16 protein-coding genes are annotated in these 18,022 nt (G+C 68.4%); 10 read left to right on the forward strand and 6 right to left on the reverse strand.

All coding sequences use genetic code 11. From position 1 onward, the window contains the following. Window positions 1–43: 43 nt before the first annotated feature. From ABIS05_RS14075 to ABIS05_RS14095, 5 genes are all read left to right on the forward strand, one after another. Window positions 44–931, forward strand: coding sequence for a PEP-CTERM sorting domain-containing protein (locus ABIS05_RS14075; protein WP_348014354.1), 888 nt, complete (start codon window positions 44–46; stop codon window positions 929–931). A gap of 14 nt (window positions 932–945) precedes the next feature. Next, window positions 946–3,171 carry a molybdopterin-dependent oxidoreductase gene (locus tag ABIS05_RS14080; protein ID WP_348014355.1) on the forward strand — a complete coding sequence of 742 codons (2,226 nt, stop codon included), beginning with the start codon at window positions 946–948 and terminating at the stop codon, window positions 3,169–3,171. A gap of 117 nt (window positions 3,172–3,288) precedes the next feature. Further along, window positions 3,289–4,614, forward strand: coding sequence for an HD domain-containing phosphohydrolase (locus ABIS05_RS14085; RefSeq protein ID WP_348014356.1), 1,326 nt, complete (start codon window positions 3,289–3,291; stop codon window positions 4,612–4,614). Further along, window positions 4,611–5,174: a response regulator gene (locus tag ABIS05_RS14090; protein ID WP_348014357.1), complete on the forward strand. Its 564-nt coding sequence runs from the start codon at window positions 4,611–4,613 to the stop codon at window positions 5,172–5,174. Before ABIS05_RS14085 ends, ABIS05_RS14090 begins: the two co-directional genes overlap by 4 nt. Continuing rightward, entirely contained in the window at window positions 5,171–7,261 is a 2,091-nt protein-coding gene (locus tag ABIS05_RS14095; protein ID WP_348014358.1) for an ATP-binding protein, read from the forward strand. The genes ABIS05_RS14090 and ABIS05_RS14095 overlap by 4 nt, the downstream gene beginning before the upstream one ends. Before the next feature lie 8 nt (window positions 7,262–7,269). On the opposite strand, the gene ABIS05_RS14100 is transcribed toward ABIS05_RS14095, so the two are convergent. The 6 genes from ABIS05_RS14100 to ABIS05_RS14125 all read right to left on the reverse strand — a co-directional run bounded on the left by ABIS05_RS14100 (window position 7,270) and on the right by ABIS05_RS14125 (window position 12,971). Next, window positions 7,270–8,034, reverse strand: coding sequence for a LytTR family DNA-binding domain-containing protein (locus ABIS05_RS14100; RefSeq protein WP_348014359.1), 765 nt, complete (start codon window positions 8,032–8,034; stop codon window positions 7,270–7,272). After that, complete coding sequence (locus tag ABIS05_RS14105) at window positions 8,031–9,176, reverse strand: histidine kinase (RefSeq protein WP_348014360.1); 1,146 nt, start codon at window positions 9,174–9,176, stop codon at window positions 8,031–8,033. Before ABIS05_RS14105 ends, ABIS05_RS14100 begins: the two co-directional genes overlap by 4 nt. A 115-nt stretch (window positions 9,177–9,291) precedes the next feature. Further along, the gene (locus ABIS05_RS14110) at window positions 9,292–9,513 is read right to left on the reverse strand and encodes a hypothetical protein (protein ID WP_348014361.1); all 222 of its coding nucleotides are present in this window, start codon (window positions 9,511–9,513) and stop codon (window positions 9,292–9,294) included. A 172-nt stretch (window positions 9,514–9,685) separates the two neighbouring features. Then, on the reverse strand, window positions 9,686–10,039 hold the full coding sequence (locus ABIS05_RS14115) for a hypothetical protein (RefSeq protein ID WP_348014362.1): 354 nt from the start codon (window positions 10,037–10,039) through the stop codon (window positions 9,686–9,688). A 399-nt stretch (window positions 10,040–10,438) separates the two neighbouring features. After that, complete coding sequence (locus ABIS05_RS14120) at window positions 10,439–11,056, reverse strand: response regulator (protein ID WP_348014363.1); 618 nt, start codon at window positions 11,054–11,056, stop codon at window positions 10,439–10,441. After that, window positions 11,049–12,971 carry a PAS domain S-box protein gene (locus ABIS05_RS14125; protein ID WP_348014364.1) on the reverse strand — a complete coding sequence of 641 codons (1,923 nt, stop codon included), beginning with the start codon at window positions 12,969–12,971 and terminating at the stop codon, window positions 11,049–11,051. The genes ABIS05_RS14120 and ABIS05_RS14125 overlap by 8 nt, the downstream gene beginning before the upstream one ends. A gap of 110 nt (window positions 12,972–13,081) precedes the next feature. Here ABIS05_RS14125 and ABIS05_RS14130 point away from each other — a divergent pair, with 110 nt between their 5' ends. The 5 genes from ABIS05_RS14130 to ABIS05_RS14150 form a co-directional block, all read left to right on the forward strand. Next, window positions 13,082–14,080, forward strand: a complete 999-nt coding sequence (locus ABIS05_RS14130; RefSeq protein ID WP_348014365.1) for a TRAP transporter substrate-binding protein — start codon at window positions 13,082–13,084, stop codon at window positions 14,078–14,080. Window positions 14,081–14,158: 78 nt separating this feature from the next. After that, a complete protein-coding gene (locus ABIS05_RS14135; RefSeq protein ID WP_348014372.1) occupies window positions 14,159–14,704 on the forward strand; it encodes a TRAP transporter small permease in 546 nt (181 codons plus the stop codon). Next, window positions 14,701–15,981 carry a TRAP transporter large permease subunit gene (locus ABIS05_RS14140; RefSeq protein WP_348014366.1) on the forward strand — a complete coding sequence of 427 codons (1,281 nt, stop codon included), beginning with the start codon at window positions 14,701–14,703 and terminating at the stop codon, window positions 15,979–15,981. Before ABIS05_RS14135 ends, ABIS05_RS14140 begins: the two co-directional genes overlap by 4 nt. Before the next feature lie 107 nt (window positions 15,982–16,088). Next, window positions 16,089–16,709: an ANTAR domain-containing protein gene (locus ABIS05_RS14145; RefSeq protein ID WP_348014367.1), complete on the forward strand. Its 621-nt coding sequence runs from the start codon at window positions 16,089–16,091 to the stop codon at window positions 16,707–16,709. Between the two features lie 344 nt (window positions 16,710–17,053). Further along, window positions 17,054–18,022: CmpA/NrtA family ABC transporter substrate-binding protein (locus tag ABIS05_RS14150; RefSeq protein WP_348014368.1), on the forward strand; the 969-nt coding region annotated here is incomplete at its 3' end.

Consider the following 18,022-nt stretch of genomic DNA (forward strand, 5'->3'; position numbering starts at 1 on the left):
CGCTGCTGTCAACATCGCGCACCATCCCTGCAAGGAACCCACCATGCACTGTGTTCCACGAGCCGCTCCCTTCCTTGCGCTCCTCGTTGCCGCGTCATTCGCGCAGGCACAGGCGCCGAGTTCGGTCACAGCCGACCTGACGTCGATCAAGGTCCAGTTGGTGGACCTGACACCCGACGACGGCATCGCCCCCTCGCTGACCATCTCGCAAGGCGGCCACGTGCTGGCGGGCTTGCAGACCGATGCGCGGTGGCTGATCGATCCGTCGCCGCTGTACATCGACCAGCGCCTCGCACTGGATTCCTTTGCCTCGGCGCCGCCCGTGGGCGACGGCGCGGTGACGCTCAGCGTGGCCGGCATCGAGGGCAGCGCCCAACGCGTCGGCAGCGGCTTGTTTGCAGCCGTCACCGGCGGCGAGGCCTTGGCGACCCAGAGCTACGCCTGGTGGGAGACTTTCAAGACGATCACGCAGGCGCCCGACGGCAGCCCGCAGTGGGCCGGCAGTTTTGAGCTGGGCGCTGGAAGCGCGGTGACGCTGACGGCCGACTACCGCATGTTCGCCAGCATCGCGGCTGGCCATGGCGGCGCGGCCAGCGCCACCTCCGCGCTGTACGGCTTCGTCGGCACCGCCGGCCTGGATCAGCTGCAGCGCGACCAAGGCAGTGCCTCCATCGCGGCGCCGGGCGAACAGACGTTTTCGGGCACGCTGACGCTCACGTTGGCCAACTCGTCGGCCACGGCAGTGCCGGTCTATTTCGGCGCGCAGGCGTCGGTCTACACCGAGGCGACCTCGCCCGTCCCCGAGCCCGGCACGGTGCTGATGCTGCTGGCCGGCGGCTTGTTGATCGGCTGGCGCGCGCGGCCAAACCCGCTGACGTGTCGCCGGCTTGACGCCGGCTCGGGGTGCTGCGGCCACAGAATCGCCGTCTAATGATGGAGACGACGATGACCCTGACCCCGGACACCCACTACCGCATCTGCCCGCTGTGCGAGGCCTGTTGCGGGCTGGAGGTGAAGACCGAAGGCGCCCAGGTCATCAGCATTCGCGGTGCGGCCAACGACGTCTTCAGCCACGGCTACCTCTGCCCCAAGGGCGTGAGCTTGAAGGACCTGCACGAAGACACCGACCGCCTGCGCACGCCGCTCATCAAGCGCGATGGCAAGTTCGTGCCGGCGAGCTGGGACGAAGCCTTTGCCGAGATCGAGAAGCGCCTGCTGCCCATCCACCGCGAGCACGGGCCGGACTCGGTAGCGCTGACCATCGGCAACCCGGCCGCGCACAAGGTCAGCCTGCTGGCCTATACGCCCCGGCTTGTTCGTGCGTTAGGCACGCGCAATGTGTTCAGCGCCTCCACGCTCGACCAGATGCCCAAGCAACTCAGCGCCGGCCTGATGTTCGGCCACTGGCTGAGCATCCCGCTGCCGGACATCGAGCGCTGCGACTACCTGCTGATCCTGGGCGGCAATCCGATGATCAGCAACGGCAGCCTGTGGACGGTGCCCGACTACAGAGGCAAGGCCAAGGCCATGCGGGCGCGCGGCGGGCGCATCGTCGTGGTGGACCCTCGCCGCAGCGAGACGGCCGCAGCCGCCGACGAGCACCTGCCCATTCGCCCCGGCGGTGATGCGCTGCTGCTGCTGGGCATCGCACACACGCTGTTTGACGAAGGCCTCGTCAAGCTGGGTCGACTGGCCGAGCACGTCAACGGCCTCGACGAAGCCCGCGCCGCCGTCGCGCCCTTCGCGCCCGAGGTCACCGCCGCCGGCTGCGGCATCGCGGCCGAGACGCAGCGCCGCATCGCCCGCGAACTGGCCGCCGCGCCGCGCGCCGCCGTCTACGGCCGCATCGGCACCTGCACGACGCGCTTCGGCACGGTCAACTCCTGGCTCGTCGACCTCATCAATGTGCTGACCGGCAACCTCGACCGCGAAGGCGGCGCGATGTTCGCCAAGGCCGCCGCCTTCGCGGCCAACACGCAGGGCAAGGCGGGCAGTGGTAAGGGCATCACGACCGGCCGGCGCAAGAGCCGCGTGTCCGGCGCGCCTGAGGTCTTCGGTGAGCTGCCCATCACCGTGATGGCCGAGGAGATGGAGACACCCGATACCCCTGAGCAAAAAGGCCAGGTGAGGGCGCTGATCACCATCGCCAGCAACCCGGTGCTGTCGTCGCCGAACGGCCCCCGCATCGCGCAGGCGCTGGAAGGCCTGGACTTCATGCTCAGCCTGGACATCTACGTCAACGAGACCAGCCGCCATGCCGACGTCATCCTGCCGGGGCTATCGCCGCTGGAGGACCTGCACTTCGACGTCGCCTTCCCGCAGCTCAGCCACCGCAACCACGCGCGCTTCTCGGGCCCGGTGTTCGATGCCGAAGCCGGCACGCCGCAGGAGTGGCAGACCATCCTCAAGCTCTGCGCACTGCTCGAAGGCCGCGGCGTCGATGTGGACGTGGGTCAGCTGGACGATGAGGCCATCGAGTCCGACGTGAAGCGCTTTGCGGGCGACAACACGCCCGCCATCCTGAGCGCGCTGCAACCCTGGCGCGGGCCCGAGCGGCTGATCGACCTGCAACTGCGCGTCGGCCCCTACGGCGACCAGTTCGGCCGCAAGCCCGACGGCCTCAACCTGGCCAAGGTCAAGGCCGCGAGCACGGTCGAAGGCGGCGGCATCGACCTCGGCGCGCTCACCACCCGCATCCCCGAAGTGCTCCGCACGCCGAGCGGCAAGGTGGAACTGGCTCCGCCGGCCATCCTGGCCGACCTGGCCCAGGTGAAGGCTGAACCAGCTCCTGAATTCAGCCTCATCGGCCGCCGCGACACGCGCTCGGGCAACAGCTGGATGCACAACTTGCCGGTGCTTGCCAAGGGGCCGGAGCGCTGCACGTTGCTGGTCAACCCCGGCGACGCCGATCGTCTGGGCCTGGCCGAGTTCGCCCAGGTGAAGAGCGCCATGGGCGAATTGATCGCGCGCGTCGAGCGCAGCGCCGACATGAGCCCCGGCGTCGTGAGCCTGCCGCACGGCTGGGGGCATGACCTGGACGGCGTGTGCCTGAGCGTGGCCCGCGAGCGGCCTGGCGTCAACATGAACGAGCTGCTGGACGACTCGGCGCGTGACCCGCTGAGCGGCAACGCGGTGCTGAGCGGCGTGGCGGTGGAGATCGCCCCGGCCTGAGCGCACCCTGCAAAGGCGGCGTTATCGCGAAAAACTCACCAAGCACAGTCATCCCAGCTGTGCCTAAACTCGGTACTCAGCGGATACGCTCAAACGCGTCCTAATGTGGAGCGATGCATGAGTCCTGAAGTTACCGAGCCGCCGGTTGTCCTGTTTGTTGACGACGAGCCGTCCATCCTCAGTTCACTGCGGCGGCTGTTTCGACCCCAGGGTTACCGCGTGCTGCTGGCCGACGGCGGCAAGGCCGCACTGGCGATGTTGGAGACGGAGCGTGTCGATCTCATCGTGTCGGACATGCGCATGCCCGAGATGGACGGCGCCGTGCTGCTGGAAAAGGTGCGGGAACGCTGGCCGGAGGTCGTGCGCATCCTGTTGACCGGCTATGCCGACATCGGCTCGACGGTTGCTGCCATCAACCGCGGCCAGATCCACCGCTACATCGCCAAGCCCTGGGACGACCGCGACCTGCTGATGTGCGTGCAGGACGGCCTGGAGCGCCGCCGGCTGGAGCAGGAGAACCGCTCGCTGCTGGCACTGACACGGGTGCAGAACGACGAGTTGCAGGCGCTCAACAGCGACCTGGCATCGCGGGTGAAGGCCCGCACCAGTGAGTTGGAGCAGGTCAACGCCATGCTGGAGACCTCGTTCGCGCAGCTGCACGAGAACTTCCTGCTGTCGATCAACGTGTTCTCGGGCCTCATCGAACTGCGCGGCGGCGGCATGGCGGGCTACTCGCGCGAGGTGGCCGACCTGGCCCGCCGCACCGCGCGCCGGCTCAAGCTCGGCGCGGCGATGGAGCAGGACATCTACATCGCCGGGTTGCTGCACGAGGTTGGCAAGATCGGCTTCCCGGACACGATGCTGCGCAAGCCGCTCTCGGCCATGTCCAGCGACGAGCTGGCGCTGTACCGCCGCTACCCGCTCAACGGCGAGGCCGCGCTGCTGCCGCTGGGCCAGTTGCAGCGCGTCGCGCGCCTGGTCCGCGCCCACCACGAACGCATCGACGGCAAGGGCTACCCGGATGCGCTGAGTGGCGACGAGGTGCCGCTGGGCGCGCAGGTTCTCAGCGTCGCCTGTGACTACTACGCGGCGCAGGCGGGGCGCTTGTCGTTGAAACGCTATTCGGCGGCCGAGGCGCATTCGCTGGTCATTGGCGGCACCGGCGCGCGCTACGAGGCCAGCGTCGTCGAGGCTTTCGAGCTGGCGCTGAAAGACGAGCCCAGCGAGAAGCCGCATGACCGCGCCCTGCAGGCCCACGAGGTGATGCCCGGCATGGTGCTGTCGCGCGACCTGCTGTCGCCCCAGGGCACGCTGCTGCTGGCGGCGGGCTATGTCTTCGATGCGCGCGTCGTGCGGCAGCTGCGCGAGTTCTCCGGCCGCGAGGGCGTGAAGCTCAACATCTTCGTGAAGCTGCCTGATATTCATGAAGGGGGTGCGACATGAGCGAACGCATCCTGCTCGTGGACGACGAGCCCAGCATCATCAGCGCGCTGCAACGCCTGCTGCGCAACGGGCTGAAGGACACCGCCGGCGAGCGCTACGCGGTGGAGACCTTCACCGATGCCACGTTGGCGCTGGCGCGGGCGCGCGAGTGCCAGTTCGCGCTGGCCATCTCCGACCAACGCATGCCCGGCATGACCGGCGTGGAGTTCCTGAGCCAGCTGCGCCAGGTGCAGCCCGATTGCGGCCGCATCATCCTGTCCGGCTATGCCGACCTCAGCGCGCTGGTGGCGGCCATCAACGAGGCCGAGATCTCGCGGTTCATCTCCAAGCCCTGGGCCGACTTCGACCTGCTCAGCGCCGTGCGCCAGGTGCTGCGCATCCGTGAGCTGACGCTGGAGAACCAGCGCCTGGCTGACCAGGTGCGCCAGCAGACGGGGGTGCTCAGCGCGCAAGAGGCGGAGCTGCGCCGCCTGGAGCGGCTCGAACCCGGCATCACCCACGTCACTTGGGGCAGCGACGGCTCCTTCATCCTGGAAGACCCGGGCGAGGTGGGCTTGTGAGTCCCCCGGTGTTGACGGGCGACTTCCAGCTCGCGCTGCAGGCCGTCAGCTTGCCCGCGCTGGTGCATGGCGCCGATCACATCCTGTTCGCCAACACCGCCATGGAGCGCCTGCTCGGCTACGACCAGGACGCCCTCCAGCTCATGCCGCCGCATGGCTGGGCGGCTGAGGAATTCGCCGACGAGCTGAAGCGTTATGGCAAGCGCAGCCTGGCCGAAGAGGGAGAAATGGCGGCCATCGAGATCGAGGCCCTGACCGGCAGCGGCTCCCGCCGCGTGCTGGAGGTGAAGGCCCAGCGCGTGATGCTGGCCGGCCAACCCTGCGTCGTGTTGACGGGGCAGGACCTCAGCGACATCCGCTACGTGCAGAACAGCCTGCTCGACGTCGGCCGCGTGTTGCACCAGATCATCGAGAACAACCCGGTGGCCACCTTCGTCATCGACAAGTCGCACCGCGTCACTCAGTGGAACGCGGCCTGTGCGCAGCTCACCGATCGCGACGCCTCCGAAATGTTGGGGCGGGACGACACCTGGCGGGCCTTCTATGCCGAGCCGCGGGCCTTGTTGTCCGACCTGATCCTGGACGGTCGTGTGGAGGAGGAACGGGAGCGCGTGTACGGCCGGGACTGCACCCGCTCACCGCATCTGTCCAATGCCTATGAGGTCGAAGGTTACTTCCCCAACGTCGGCAAAGAGGGCCGCTGGCTGTACTTCACGGCGGCGCCGCTGGTAGACGCCCACGGCGAGGTCGTCGGTGCCATCGAGACGCTGCAGGACGTTACCCGGCGGCGCCAGGCCGAAGACGAACTGCGCCGCCACCGGACGGAACTCGAGAACATGATTGCCGACCGTACGGCCGAGCTGCTCAGCACGCACCATGAGCTGGAAGCCTTTCTCGAGAACGCTTCGGTGGGCATCATCGCCACGGTCAATCAACAGGTGCAGCGCGGCAACAAGAAGTTCATGGAGATGTTCGAACTGGGAGACGTCTCGCCCCACGGCCTGCCCACGAGCAGTTTGTTCAAGAGCGCCGAGGACTTCGAAGCCCTGGGCAAGGTCGCCTTCCCGGTGCTGTCGCAGGGCGGGTCGCTGTTGCACGAGATGGAGATGTGCACGCTGGCCGGCAACACGCTGTGGGTGCAGATCATTGCCTACGTCGCCAACCCGGCGGATATCGACGCCGGCACCTGGTGGCTGCTGCAGGACCGCACCGAGGTGCGGCGCGCGCAGCGCGAGGTCGAGCTGAACTTCGAGCGCATCAAGCACACCAACAGCCGGCTGGAAGAGGCGCAGAACCAGTTGCTGCAGTCGGAGAAGATGGCCTCCATCGGCCAGCTCGCCGCTGGCGTGGCGCACGAGATCAACAACCCCATCGGCTTCGTCAGCTCCAACCTGAGCTCGCTGCGCGGCTATGTGGAGCCAGTCTTCAGCCTGCTGGCCATGTTGAAAAGGCAACCGGCCGACGCACTGCCGGCGGAGGTGCAGGGCGAGCTGGCGCGGCTGAACAAGACAATCGACCTCGACTTCGTGCAGGAAGACCTGCCGCAGTTGCTGAGCGAAAGCGAGGACGGGCTGTCGCGCGTCAAGAAGATCGTGCAGGACCTGAAGGACTTCTCGCGCGTGGACCATGCCGACTGGCAGGACGCCGACCTCAACGCCGGCCTGGACTCGACGCTCAACGTCGTCATGAACGAGGTCAAGTACAAGGCCGAGGTGCGCAAGGACTATGCGGTGCTGCCGCCGGTGCGCTGCATCGCCGCCCAGCTCAACCAGGTGTTCATGAACCTGATCGTCAACGCGGCCCACGCCATCCCCGAGCGCGGCACGATCACGCTCGCCACACGCGTCGAGGGCGACTGGGTCTGCGTGGAAGTGGGTGACACCGGCTGCGGCATGAGCGAAGAGGTCAAGCGGCGCATCTTCGAGCCCTTCTACACGACCAAGCCGGTCGGCCAGGGTACGGGCCTGGGCCTGTCGCTGTCCTTTTCCATCGTCCAGAAGCATGGCGGCCGCATCGAGGTGGAATCCGAGATCGGCGTGGGTACGCGCTTCAAGGTCTGGATCCCGGTGCGGCAAGCTCAGGCCTGAGAGGCCGATCACTGCCCCTTGAACAAGCCCTGGAAGGGCCGCGACACGGTCAGCGTGTCGGGCGAACCGCGCAGGCGCAGCAGCATGCCGCCTTCATCGTCGCGCAGCGCGCTGGCGATCTGCGCACTGGCGACGACGACGCTGCGGTGCACCTGCTGGAAGCGGGCCGGGTCCAGCTGGGCCAGCAGGTCCTTCAGCGGCGTGCGCAGCAAGGCCTCGCACTGCTTGCCGGCGTCGCTGTAGACGACGCGGGTGTAGCGGCTGTCGGACTCGCAATAGATGACGTCCTCAACGCGGATCAGCCTGACCTCCTTGCCCACGCCGGCCTGCAGCGTGTCGGGCCAGGCCGGGCGGCGCTGCTGGGCCGCGAGCTGCGCCAGCAGCTGCTGCAAGGCCTCGGGGGCTGATGCGGGCCGCTGCAAGCCTTGCCGCAGCCGCGCCACCGTCTGCGCCAGGCGGGCCGGATCCAGCGGCTTGACGAGGTAGTCCACCGCGCCGGCATCGAAAGCCTGCAGCGCATGGTCGCCATGCGCAGTGACGAAGACGACCGGGCAGCGGCCCGCGATGCGCCGCGCCACGTCGATGCCCGACAGGCCGGGCATGCGGATGTCGAGGAAGCACACGTCGGGCTCGTGGGCCAGCCACTGGTCCCAGGCGTCGGCGCCGTGCTCGGCGCAGGCGACGATGCGCGCCTCGGGCCAGGCGAGGGCGAGTGCGTCGGCCAGTTGCTCGCGGGGCGCGGGTTCGTCGTCGGCGATCAGCAGTCGGGTCATGGCGTGATGGTGATTTCGGCGCGGGTGCCGCCCTGAACGCGGCGGTGCAGCCAGAACTGAGACCGCCCGCCGAAATGGTGCCGCAAACGCTGGCGCAGGTTGGACAGGCCCACGTCGTCCTCGGCGCCCTCGGCAAGGCCCAGGCCGTCGTCTTCCACGCGAAGCCACCAGCCGATGCCTTGCTCGCGCGCGCCCGTCACCCACAGCCGGCCGCCGCCGATCTTCGGCTCCAGGCCGTGCTCCACGGCGTTTTCCACCAACGTCAGCAGGAGGCCCGGCGGCAGCGGCTCGGCAAGTAGATCCGGCGCGATGTGGACCTCGCCCTGCACACGGCCGTCCAGCCGGGCGCTGAGGATGGCCAGGTAGTGGCGCACGGCCTGCGCCTCGTCGGCCAGCGGCACGGAGGCGCGCCCCAGCATTTCGGTGCTGCTGCGCAGAAAACCAGACAGCTCGCGCAGCAACGGGCCGGCACGCTCGTCTCGGCGGTCCACCCAATGCTGTAGCGTCGCCAGCGTGTTGAAGATGAAGTGCGGATGGATCTGCGCCTGCAGCAACCGCAGGTCGGCCTCGGCAGCGGCAAGCGCAGCGGCGTCGCGCTCGGCCACCAGTTGCAGGCGGGCGAGCTGATGTTCGCGGCCCACGCGGCCAGCCCGGGCCACGAACTGGACCACCAACCCCGCGCCGATGATCAGCGGGACGGATGTGGTGAGCACCGGCTTCAAGGTGGTCTGCCAATCCTGCAGGCCGGTCAGGCCGTGCTGCTGCAGCCAGCCAGCGCTGACGCCAAGCACCGCGCTGCCCACGAACATGGGCGTCACCTTCCAGGGGTTCGCCCGCTTCGGCTTCAGCCAGACGCCGAGCAGCAAGCAGGTCAGCCCCAGCCACACCACGGCCGTGACGCCAAGGGCCTCGCCCCAGCCCTTGCCTTTGTCGAGCAGCCAGGCGACGGCGCCCGCGTAGGTGAGCCACCACCCGGCCCAGGCGCCCAGGCCTTTGCGGGAATAGAGATAGAGGTCGGCGAGTTCGACACGCTCGCGCAGCAGCGGGTCGTCGCGGCCGAAGCGCTCGTAGTACGGCAGCGCCCAGCGGTAGTAGCGGCGCTGGAAGCGGTTGCCGTGGGCGAGGGGGTTGGGTGCGTCCATGCACCGCACTCTAGGGGCGGGCCCGAAGGTATGTGGCGCCGGCCGGCAGATGACGGCCGGGAACGCACGAAACGCAGCCACGCCTGCACGAAGCGCGGTGCGCAGGCTGCGCGGATCAATGCGCGGCGATCCAGCTCACGCGCGCCACCCGCCCACCGCCGTCACGCGCCAGCCGGTTGAGCTGCGCACCCTCCGCGCGCGCAATGCGCTCGACGATGGCCAGACCCAGACCCAGACCCAGACCCAGACCCAGACCCAGGCCCAGGCTTGGCTGGCCGCCGCGCGCCGCGTCGCCGCGCTGGAAGGGGCGTTTCAGCTCGTCGACAAGACACGACACGACACGGCGCGATGCCCGGGCCGCGGACGTGATGGATGCGGTCGCGGCATTTGCCCCAGCGCACTGAAACGAGCCAAGACACCGACGAGGCAAAGAGCGGGCGCGGGGTCCGCGCCGTTGGTTTTGGCGGCCGGCCGCGCTGGTAAGCGCAGCTGCCGCCTAACTGCAAGACTCAACGAACGACGCGGTCGGTCTCGAGCGCGATGCGGTCGACGCTGCCGTCCACGTTGCGATACAGGCGCACGCGGCGCAGGCCGTCGGGGCTGATGAGCAACTCGTTGTTCTCGGCACGCCAGGCTTCCAGCACGTCGGCATCGACGCTGACGCCCAGCCGGCTACCGCCGACGTGGACCTTCAGCATGCGGCCGTCGTCCAGCAGGTACTCGCCCTCGGCCATGCGCAGCATGAACCGGGCCGCCGTGGCGGGCACGGTGGGTTCCTGGGCACTCGCGGGCGCGGTGAGCGTCAGGGTTGCGAGCAGAGCGGCCGAGAGGGTGAGCGGGCGCAGATTCGTCCAGGTCTTCATGGTGTGGGTACTCCTTAGGTTCCCGAGGCCAGTCGCCTCGGCATAAACCCTAGTGCAAAGCCCATGCCAGCTTTAAAACCAGTGTTTACCCGCCCGCCCCCCTAACTTGTGCCCCAGTGCTGGGCCGGGCTGCGCCGGCTTGGGGAAAACGCGCCTCAAGGTCGTGTCTTCGGGCCGTGTCTTTCGGGCCGAGCGCCGGGCCGCCCCAAGCCGGCCAGGCGGCGGCTGCGTGCGGCTCGATGCCGCAGGCGGCTGCGTCCCCTCTCGGGGGCTGAGGCCGGACACGGCAAGTCCGGTGGACTTGTCGTGCCTGCCGAAGAGCTGCGGCACTGCCGCAGCGCGGTCTGCAAGACCGACCAGATCCGCCCGCGTGCAGCGCGGCGGGCTGGGCGAGGGGCTTCAGGTTCTAGCGGCGATCAGCGTGGCCACTTCGGCCGCCGAGCGCACGCCCAGCTTGGCGAACACGCGGGCGCGATGGACCTCGACGGTGCGGACGGACACGTTCAGCTCGTCGGCAATGACCTTGTTGAGCTTGCCGGCCGCCACCCGCGCCATCACCTCGCGCTCGCGCTCGGTCAGGCTGGCCAGGCGCGCGCTGCGCTCCGCCACCTGGGCGCCTTCCACCTGCATGGCGGCGTCCACGGCCAGGGCCTGGGCGATGCGGTCGGCCAGTGCGTTGTCGCCGTAGGGCTTCTCCAGGAAGTCGAAGGCGCCCTTCTTCAGCGCCTCCACGACCATCGGGATGTCGCCATGGCCGGTCAGGAACAGCACCGGGTTGCGTAACGCGCGGGCCAGCAGTTCGTCGTGCAGGCGCGTGCCGCTCATGGGCTCCATGCGCACGTCGAGCAGGAAGACGCCGCGCGGCGCGGGCTCGCCATCCAGCGCCTCCAGCAGCGCCGGGCCGCCGTCGAAGGTGCGCACCGCCAGGCCGCGCGAGCGCAGCAGGAAGGCCAGTGCGTCGCGCACGCCGGGATCGTCGTCGACGAGGTGGACGGTGCCGATGAGGGGTTCAGCCATGGACGCTCTCCGTGCTCACTTCGCGGCTCAGGGGCAGGCTGAACGAGAACAACGCGCCGCCGCCGGGTGCCTCACCGGCGTCGAGCACGCCCTGGTGGGCCTCGACGATGGAGCGGCAGATGGCCAGACCCATGCCCATGCCGTCGGCCTTGGTGGAATAGAAGGGCGCGCAGAGCTGCTCGACGCGGCGGCCAATGAGGCCGGGGCCGTTGTCCTGCACGTCGATGCGCACGAACTCGCCCACCACGCGGCTGCTGACGGCGATGCGGCGTCCCCGCTCGCCGGGCTCGCGGGCCTGCAGCGCGTCGGCGGCATTGCGCACCAGGTTGATGACGACCTGCTCGATGAGCACAGCGTCGGCCAACACGGCGGGCACGCCGGGCGCGAGGGTCACGGCCAGGGCGATGCTGCGGCGCTGGCAATCGCGCTTGAGCAGCTCGACGGCGGCGATGATGACCTCGTGCAGGTCGCAGTGCTCGTGGCGGGGCTCGCGCCGGGTCAGGAACTCGCGGATGCGCGCCACGATGCGGCCGGCGTGCTCGGCCTGCTGACCCAGGCGCTTGAGCGCACCGAGCACCAGCTCGTCCTGCACGCCGAGCTTGGCCAGCGAGTTGGCGATGCCGGCGTTGTAGCTGGCGATGGCCGTCAGCGGCTGGTTGAGCTCGTGGGCCAGCGTGGACGCGACCTCGCCGAGCATCGTCAGCCGCGCGTTGTGGGCCAGCGTCTCGACCTCGCGGCGCTCGCGTTCCTCCAGCCGCTTGCGCTCGGTGATGTCGACGATGGAGCCCATCCAGCCGATCTGGCGGCCGCTGGCGTCCACCAGCGGCGACTCGAACACCATCACGTCCACCGTGCTGCCGGTGCTGTGCCGCCAATGCGCCTCGTAGCCGGCGCGCGGCGCGTGGCCGGCGAGGTTGCGGCGGTTGCGCTCGGCCACCTCGGCCAGCGCATCGGGCGGCCAGTAGGGCATGGGCGGCAGCAGGCCGACGAGCGCTTCAGCGGGCAGGCCCACCATCTCGCAGAAGGTGCGGTTGACGTAGAGCAGCCGGCCGTCGAAGTCGCGGGCGCGCAGCGCGACCAGGGCCGAGTCCTCCATCGCGCGGCGCCATGCGGCCTCGGTGCGGCCGGCTACCTCGGCGCGCTCGACCTCGCGCATCTGGCGGCGCAGCAGCCAACTGGCCACCGCGATGAGGGGCAGGAAGCCGGCCAGCAGCACCCAGGTCAGCGGCCGGGTGGCATTGGAGACGGGGTCGCGCAGCGTCAGCTCCAGCGCCGCATCGGTCAGGGTTGCCTGCGTCAGCGGGCTGGCGCGCAGCGGGCCTGTCAGCGCCACGCGGTAGCTGGGCCGCGGCGCCTGGGCGGCACGCACGGGCGAGTCCGTCGATGACGCGATGACCTGGTCGGCGCTGTCCACCAGCTGCACGTCGTACTTGCGCGCCAGCCACCAGGGCACACCGCGCTTGAGCAGCAGGGCCGGCGCATAACGCACGACGAGCACGCCGCCGCCGCTGACGCGCGCCGTGAGGTGCAGGGAGAGGCCGTCCTCGTAACTGCTGACCTCCGAGCCGGCGGGCACCTCCGCGAGCACCCGGTTGCGCGAGTCCAGCCAGGTCACCGCCAGCCACAGGCGGCGCAGCCCGGCGTTGACCTCGGGGTGGGCCGCGAGCGCGGCGGTGCTGGGCGCTTCGCGCGCCAGGCCGGCGGCGAGCTGGCGCACATGGGCCTGCTCCTCGTCGATGCGGTCGCGCAGTTGGGCCTCGGTGCTGAGGGCGTCGGAGATCAGCGTCTGGCGCTGCTGCTCCTGCTCGTCGGCCTCGTTGGCGCGCACCCAGGCCAGCACCCCCAGCACGAACACGAGCGACAAGCCCAGCGGGGCCAGCCACAGGCTTCGGGTCAACAGCGCACGCAGGTTCATGGGGCGCAGTCTAAGAAGGAGAGAGGCCGCGCGAAATGTGGAACTCCACAACTACCGCGCGGCGGGCCGGCTGGCAAGAATGCCGGCCATAACTTACTTGGAGACAAACCATGTCGTTGCGCCGCCTCGTTCTCGTTGCCGCCCTGGCCTTGCCCTTCACGGCCTGGGCCCAAGCCCCCATCGTCATCAAGTTCAGCCACGTCGTGGCGCCCGACACGCCCAAGGGCAAGGGCGCGCAGCGCTTCAAGGAGCTGGCTGAAGCGCGCACCGGTGGCAAGGTGAAGGTGGAGCTCTACCCGAACAGCCAGCTCTACAAGGACAAGGAAGAACTCGAAGCCCTGCAACTGGGCAGCGTGCAGATGCTGGCCCCGTCGCTGGCCAAGTTCGGCCCGCTGGGCGCCAAGGAGTTCGAGGTCTTCGACCTGCCCTTCCTGTTCAAGGACTCCGTCGCCTTCCGCGCCATCACCGACGGGCCGCTTGGCGCGCAGTTGTTCCAGAAGCTGGAGCCCAAGGGCATCAAGGGCCTGGCCTACTGGGACAACGGCTTCCACATCATGAGCGCCAATAAGCCGCTGCACACGGTGGCGGATTTCAAGGGCCTGAAGATGCGCATCCAGTCCAGCAAGGTGCTGGACGCACAAATGCGCGCACTTGGCGCCATCCCGCAGGTGATGGCCTTCAGCGAGCTCTACCAGGCGCTGCAGTCCGGCGTGGTGGACGGCACCGAAGGCGTGCCGAGCAACTTCTACACGCAGAAGATTTTCGAAGTGCAAAAGCACATGACGCTGTCCAACCACGGCCACCTGGCCTACGCGGTCATCGTCAACAAGAAGTTCTGGGACGGCCTGCCGGCCGACGTCCGCACGCAGCTGGAAGGCGCCATCAAGGACAGCACCACCTACGCCAACGCGATCGCCGCGACCGAGAACGCCACGGCGCTTGAGAAGATCAAGGCCAGCGGCAAGACGACGATCTACACGCCGACGCCGGCCGAGCTCAACGAGTGGAAGAAGGCGCTGATGCCCGTCCACAAGGAGATGGAGTCGCGCGTGGGCAAGGCCACCGTGGAAGCGGCCTACAAGGCGACCGGCTTCGTCGCGCCGAAGTAGGCCCACGACCTGCCGGCTCGCCGCCCCTCGAGGGGCGGCGGCGCCAGGCGCTGCCTGATCTGTCGAGGAGACCCCGTGATCAATCGAATACTCAACCACCTGGAGGAATGGCTGATCGCCTTCCTCATCGGAGCCGCAACGCTGGTGATCTTCATCGCCGTGGTGCATCGCTTCGTGTCCGGCGTGCCGTACATCCAGGACTACACGGTGCAGATCAACCTCTCCTGGGCGCAGGAGCTGTGCATCTTCATGTTCGTGTGGATGGCCAAGTTCGGCGCGGCCTACGGTGTGCGCACCGGCATCCACGTGGGCGTGGACGTGGTGCTGCGCAAGCTGCATGGCAAGGCCCACCGCAACCTCGTCGTGTTCGGCCTGCTGGCCGGCGCACTGTTCACCGGCACGGTGGCCACGCTGGGCGGCATTTTCGTCTGGCACATGTCCGAAACCGATCAGACCTCGGTCGACCTGGAGGTGCCGATGTGGATCGTCTATCTCTGCGTGCCGCTGGGCTCCGGGTTGATGTGCTATCGCTTCCTGCAGGTGGCGTGGAGCTTCCTGAAGACCGGTGAGCTGCCTCACCACGACCACGGCCACGTTGAAGGCATCGAAGAGGTGAAAGCATGAACGCTGCCATCATTTTCGTGCTGCTGATTGCGCTCATGCTGACCGGCATGCCGATCAGCATCTCGCTCGGCCTGACCGTGCTGACCTTCCTGTTCACGATGACCGATGTGCCGGTCCAGTCCGTGGCCTTGAAGCTGTTCACCGGCATCGAGAAGTTCGAGATCATGGCGATCCCGTTCTTCATCCTGGCCGGCAACTTCCTGACGCACGGCGGGGTGGCACGGCGGATGATCCGCTTCGCCTCCAGCATGGTCGGCCACTGGCACGGCGGCCTGGGCCTGGCGGGCGTGCTGGCCTGCGCGCTGTTCGCGGCGGTGTCGGGCTCCAGCCCGGCCACGGTCGTGGCCATCGGTTCGGTGATCCTGCCGGCCATGGTCAAGCAGGGCTTCCCGAACAAGTTCGGCGCCGGCATCATCACCACCTCCGGCTCGCTGGGCATCCTGATCCCGCCGTCCATCGCGATGGTGATGTATTCGGTGTCCACCAATGTGTCGGTGGGTGCCATGTTCATCGCCGGCATCGTGCCGGGCATCGTGCTGGCCATCCTGCTGGGCTTCACGACCTGGAACATCTCCCGCAAGAACAACTACCCGCGCCTGCCCAAGGCCAGTTGGGGCGAGCGCTGGGCGGCATTCAAGGAAAGCGCCTGGGGCCTGCTGCTGATCGTCGTCGTCATGGGCGGCATCTACAGCGGCATATTCACGCCGACGGAAGCAGCGGCGATGGCGGCGGTGTACGCCTTCATCATCGCGGTCTTCGTCTACAAGGACCTGCCCCTCAAACGCCTGCCCAAGGTGCTGCTGGACTCGGCCAGCATGAGCGCGATGCTGCTCTACATCATCACCAACGCGGTGCTGTTCAGCTTCCTGATGACGAGCGAGAACATCCCGCAGGCCATGGCCGACTGGATGATCAACCAGGGCTTCGGGCCGATCGCCTTCCTGCTGGTGGTCAACATCCTGCTGCTGCTGGCGGGCAACGTGATGGAGCCCAGCTCGATCATCCTGATCCTGGCGCCCATCCTGTTCCCGGTGGCGATCAAGCTGGGCATCGACCCCATCCACTTCGGCATCCTGATCGTCGTGAACATGGAAGTCGGCATGTGCCATCCGCCGGTCGGGCTCAACCTCTATGTGGCGTCGGGCATCACCAAGATGGGCATCAGCGAGCTGACCGTGGCTGTCATGCCCTGGCTGCTGACGATGCTGGGCTTCCTGATGGTGGTGACCTACTGGCCGGCCCTGACGCTGTGGCTACCGCATCTGCTGATGAAGTAGCGCGGCACCGCTGTTGACGGCGAAACGGGGGCAGCGATGCTCCCGTTTCCCTTTGTGGCCCGCGCGCCGCGCCCCGGGACGGCATGCAAATTGCACTGCGCTGGGGCATGAACACCGAACCGCCGTTCTCTCTACCCGGCCTGCGCGTGCTGCTGGCCGACGCCGGCCAGCGCCGCAGCCCGGTGATCCGCCTGGAGCTGATCCGGCTGCGCTGCCAACTGCTCGACGTGCTCGACCTCGTGGCCGAGCCCGCCGCCCTGGGCGCGGCACTGAAGCGCCAGGCGCCCGAGCTGCTGCTGATCGACTGCGACCAGCCCGCGCCCGAACTGCTCGCCCAGCTCGCCGTGGCCCAGCTGCAGAGCCCGCGCCCGGTGCTGCTGGTGGCCGAGCACATGGCCCCCGAGCAGATGCGCGCTGCGCTGCGCGCGGGTGCCAGCGCCCTGCAACTCGCCGGTCTGCCGCCGCAGCACCTGGGCGCGCTGCTGCAGCTGGCACTGGCCCGCTTCGAGCATGACCAGGCCCTGCAACAGGACCTGCGCCAGACCCAGACCCAGCTCGCCGAACGCAAGCTCGTCGAGCGCGCGCGCGGCATCCTGATGCGCGAGCAAGGCCTCGACGAAGAGGCGGCGTTCAAGCGCCTGCGCCAGCTCGCGATGACCGATGGCCAGACGATGGCCAGCGTGGCCACGCGCCTCATCGACGCCGATCAGCTGCTGCGCGCACGCTGAGCGCAAGCCCCATCGCGGGCGCAAATGGCCGCCTTGGGGCGCGGCGCACCAACAGCACTTCATCACCACGCACCGGCGCGACGCAAACCGCCCGCTGGGGCCGCAGCCATGCGCCATGCGCGTGCAAATGGGTGCCACCAACCGCCTGCAAGAGCTGGCACGCAACCTGCTGAAAGAGGCTTGAGACCTGCAATGGCGCAGGTCTCTCGGGCCGGCCCGCTGTGAAGTGGCCGGCACTTCGGGACAACGGCGTCCGACCCCTCCTATTCGCCTTCGCTTTAGTAAAGCGAGTGCGAGAGCGTGGCCGCGCTGTCGTTGCCCCCTGCATGACCCAGGAGCCCGTGATGACCGCCAGCCACAACTCAAACGTCTCGACCGACACGCCCAACCTGCAGCGCCGCAGCCTGCTTGCTGCCGCTGCCGCACTGCCCACCCTCGGCCTCGCCGGCGGAGCCTGGGCCGCCGGCTCGGACAAGCCCGAGAAGGAAGAAGTCCGCATCGGCTTCATCCCGCTGACCGACTGCGCCAGTGTCGTCATGGCCGCTGTGCTCGGCTTCGACAAGAAGTACGGCGTCAAGATCATCCCCACCAAGGAAGCCTCCTGGGCCGGCGTGCGCGACAAGCTCGTCAACGGCGAGCTCGACATGGCCCACGTGCTCTACGGCCTGGTCTACGGCGTGCACCTGGGCACGGCCGGCCCCAAGAAGGACATGGCCGTGTTGATGTCCATCAACAACAACGGCCAGGCCATCTCGCTGTCCAAGACGCTGGCCGACAAGGGTGCGGTGGACGGCCCGAGCCTGGCCAAGGTGATGGCCGCCAACCCGCGTGAATACACCTTCGCCGGCACCTTCCCCACTGGCACCCACGCGATGTGGATGCACTACTGGCTGGCCGCTGCGGGCATCAACCCGCTGTCCGGCGCCAAGCTCATCACCGTGCCGCCGCCGCAGATGGTGGCCAATATGCGCGTGGGCAACATGGACGGCTTCTGCGTTGGCGAGCCCTGGAACCACCGCGCCATCATGGACGGCATCGGCATCACGGCCAACACCACGCAGGACATCTGGAAGGACCACCCCGAGAAGGTGCTGGGCACGACGGCCGAGTTCGTCCAGAAGTACCCCAACACCGCCCGCGCCGTGATGATGGCCGTGCTGGAGGCAAGCCGCTGGATCGACGCCAACCTGTCCAACAAGCTCAAGATGGCCGAGACGGTGGCGCAGAAGGCCTACATCAACACCAGCGTGGACGTCATCAACCAGCGCATCCTGGGCCGCTACCAGAACGGCCTGGGCAAGACCTGGGACGAC

The organism is Roseateles sp. (assembly GCF_039929605.1).
Taxonomy (GTDB): domain Bacteria; phylum Pseudomonadota; class Gammaproteobacteria; order Burkholderiales; family Burkholderiaceae_C; genus Pelomonas.